We start from the raw sequence: 848 nt of genomic DNA, 5'->3' as shown, positions 1-848 counted from the left end.
CGATAGGTAAAACCATCCCCAGCCGATGACCTTCAGGTAGGTGAAGTCGGTTTGCCACATCTCGTTCGGCCTCGTGGTCTTGTCCTTGAACTCGTCATTGGCCTTGATGACGATATAGGCTGGCGACGTGATCAGGTCGTGAGCCTTGAGTAAGCGATAGACCGAAGCCTCTGATACAAAATAACTTTCCGTATCAGTGAACTTCACCGCCAATTCACGCGGTGACAGGTCGGCATGATCGAGCGCTAGTGCGATGATGCGATCCCGGATATCGTCAGGGATACGATTCCACACCCGCGAAAGTGCGGACGTCCGGTCTTCCAGCCCCTCGACACCGTAGGTCTGGAAGCGATCATACCATCGATAGAAGGTCGGCCTTGGAATGCCCAGCTTTTCCAGCGTCTGCCTGGCTGACAAATGCGACTGCTCGACAAGCCGGATGATCTCATGCTTTTCGGAGGCGGGATATCTCATTCGTCGTCGCCCCCATCCCCGATCATGCTTTTTTTGAGCAGGCGGTTTTCCAGGGTGACGTCGGCTAATGCCTCCTTCAGGTCACGGCTTTCACGACGCAGCGCTTTTACTTCGTCGCTGGTGGCAGAACGGGCGGTGTCGCCTGCAAGGCGCTTCTTGCCAGCTTCAAGGAATTCCTTCGACCAGCTATAATACAGGCTCTCTGCAATCCCTTCGCGGCGGCAGATCGCAGCAATGCTGTCTTCCCCGCGCAGACCTTCCAGAACAATACGGATTTTATCCTCGGCCGAATAATGTTTACGCGTGGCACGACGGATATCTTTGATCGTCTTCTCCGCAGAAGACGTTTGGGGAACGGGTTTCTGTCTCATCTT

General features: G+C 54.6%; 1 pseudogene. It reads right to left on the bottom strand.

From position 1 onward, the window contains the following. A pseudogene (locus ABE527_RS21595) lies at positions 1-845 on the bottom strand (helix-turn-helix domain-containing protein); the annotation flags it as partial. Between the last annotated feature and the right edge of the window lie 3 nt (positions 846-848).

Origin of the sequence: Brucella sp. TWI432, from assembly GCF_039674445.1 — a bacterium.
Classification (GTDB): Bacteria; Pseudomonadota; Alphaproteobacteria; order Rhizobiales; family Rhizobiaceae; genus Brucella; species Brucella chromiisoli.
The sequence above is the reverse complement of the archived record's forward strand: the minus strand, read 5'-3'. Positions and strand labels throughout refer to the sequence as shown.